This window comes from Mycobacterium sp., from assembly GCF_049278535.1.
Lineage (GTDB): Bacteria > Actinomycetota > Actinomycetes > Mycobacteriales > Mycobacteriaceae > Mycobacterium.
This window is the reverse complement of sequence record NZ_JBAPMI010000201.1, coordinates 1-2,126: the sequence shown is the minus strand read 5'-3', so window position 1 is coordinate 2,126 and position 2,126 is coordinate 1. Positions and strand designations below refer to the sequence as shown.

Annotated in this window: 4 protein-coding genes; 3 read left to right on the top strand and 1 reads right to left on the bottom strand. The window is 66.0% G+C overall.

Going from position 1 to position 2,126, the window contains the following annotated elements; all coding sequences use genetic code 11:
• The 3 genes from WAO18_RS13865 to WAO18_RS13855 all read left to right on the top strand — a co-directional run.
• On the top strand, positions 1 to 402 hold a 402-nt coding region (locus WAO18_RS13865; RefSeq protein ID WP_422206836.1), incomplete at its 5' end, for a phosphomethylpyrimidine synthase ThiC.
• Positions 399 to 1,229 carry a bifunctional hydroxymethylpyrimidine kinase/phosphomethylpyrimidine kinase gene (gene thiD / locus WAO18_RS13860; protein WP_422206835.1) on the top strand — a complete coding sequence of 277 codons (831 nt, stop codon included), beginning with the start codon at positions 399 to 401 and terminating at the stop codon, positions 1,227 to 1,229. The genes WAO18_RS13865 and thiD, both read left to right, overlap by 4 nt.
• On the top strand, positions 1,226 to 1,852 hold the full coding sequence (locus WAO18_RS13855; protein WP_422206834.1) for an alpha/beta family hydrolase: 627 nt from the start codon (positions 1,226 to 1,228) through the stop codon (positions 1,850 to 1,852). The genes thiD and WAO18_RS13855 overlap by 4 nt, the downstream gene beginning before the upstream one ends.
• A gap of 1 nt (position 1,853) precedes the next feature.
• Here the strand turns inward: WAO18_RS13855 and WAO18_RS13850 are convergent.
• A partial coding sequence (locus WAO18_RS13850) for an ANTAR domain-containing protein (protein WP_422206833.1) occupies positions 1,854 to 2,126 on the bottom strand: 273 nt, incomplete at its 5' end.

Here is a 2,126-nt window from a genome sequence, read left to right as displayed (position 1 = left end):
CTGCCGGACCGCAAGGACGTCAAGGACGGCGTGATCGCCTACAAGATCGCCGCGCACGCCGGTGATCTGTCCAAGGGGCATCCGCACGCGCAGCAGCGGGACAACGCATTGTCGCAGGCGCGCTTCGAGTTCCGCTGGAACGACCAGTTCGCCCTGTCCCTGGACCCCGACACCGCACGGGAGTACCACGACGAGACGCTGCCGGCCGAGCCTGCCAAGACGGCACACTTCTGCTCGATGTGCGGGCCGAAATTCTGCTCGATGCGCATTACGCAGGATGTCCGGGAGTACGCGGCCAAGCACGGGCTGGACAGCGAAGAAGCCATCGAGGCGGCCATGGCGGAGAAGTCGGTCGAGTTCGCCGAACACGGCAACCGGGTGTATCTGCCGCTTGGCCAGTGAATTACCTTCCGCTGGCGCCGCCCGGTACGACGCCGCTGCGGGTGCTGACGATCGCCGGATCAGACTCCGGCGGCGGCGCGGGTATTCAGGCTGACATCCGCACCTGCACCTTGTTGGGCGTGCACACGCTCTGCGCGGTGACGGCAGTGACGGTGCAGAACTCGTTGGGAGTCAAGGACTTTCACACCACACCGCCCGAGGTGGTCGCAGCGCAGATCGCGGCGGTGTGCCAGGACATCGGGCTGCAGGCCGCCAAGACTGGGATGCTGGCGTCGAGCGAGATCATCGAGACTGTGGCGCAGAGCTGGCGTGAGCACGGCGCGGGCCTGCCGCTGGTTGTCGATCCGGTGTCCGCGTCCATGCACGGCGATCCGCTGCTCGACGATGCGGCGCTGAATTCTCTTCGCGCCGAACTGTTTCCGCTGGCGACATTGGTTACTCCCAACCTGCACGAGGTGCGACTGCTGGTTGACATCGACGTCGTCGACTCGAAAACTCAGGCCGACGCGGCCCGCGCCCTGCACGCACTGGGACCGAAGTGGGCCATGGTCAAAGGCGGGCACCTGCAGGGTTCGGCCAGCAGCACCGATTTATTGTTCGACGGCAACAACTTTCACGAGTTCGAGTCGCCGCGCGTCAACACCGGCCACGACCACGGCGCCGGTGACACTTTGGCCGCCGCGACGGCCTGCGCGCTGGCCCACGGTTACGCCGTACCCGACGCCGTTGCATTCGGCAAGAGCTGGGTCACCGAATGTTTGCGTGCCGCTTATCCGCTCGGTGGTGGTCATGGCCCGGTATCGGCGATGTTCAGGCTGCAGCAATGACTGGCCTCGATGACATCGCGGGGATCGCCCATGAACCGGACGGGACACCGACCGGCGTAGTGGTGCTGACGCATGGAGCAGGTGGCAACCGGGAATCGCCGCTGCTGCAGACACTTTGCGACGAGTGGGCCCGACGTGGCTGGCTTGCCGTCCGCTACAACCTGCCGTATCGGCGGCGACGACCCAAGGGCCCGCCGTCGGGTTCGGCGGCCACAGATCGCGCGGGGATCGTCGAGGCGATCACCGCGTGCCGCGGTCTGGCTGACGGTCCGCTGATCGCGGGCGGTCATTCGTACGGTGGCCGGATGACGTCGATGGTGGTGGCCGACAAAGTTGCACACGTTGACGTATTGACGCTGTTCTCCTATCCGGTGCATCCACCCGGCAAGCCCGAACGCGCCCGCACCGAACACCTGCCCGACATCGCGGTGCCGACGGTGTTCACCCACGGCACGTCGGATCCCTTCGGCAATTTGGATGAGGTCCGCGGCGCAGCGGCGATGATTCCCGCACCGACCCAGATCGTCGAGATCGCCGGCGCGCGCCACGATCTGGGCTCCAAGACGCTCGACGTGCCGGGGTTGGCGGTGGCCGCAGCACTGCGACTGCTCGGTCGAGACTAGTTCACGCGCTCTCGCTGGACGGGAGCCGATGTCGATCGCGCACGACGTTGGACGCGATCTCGGCGAGCTTCACGTTCGCCGCTTGCGACCGTCGGCGGAGAATATCGAAAGCGTCGTCGTCCGACACGTCGCCGCTCATCATCAACACGCCGACGGCTTTACCGATCGCACGATTGCTTGTGAGCCCGCGGCGTAACGTCTCCGCTTCTTCGTGGTGCGCTGCCGCGTTGGTTGCCATGGTCGCGAAAGCTCCCAGCACGATGGCACTGTCGAG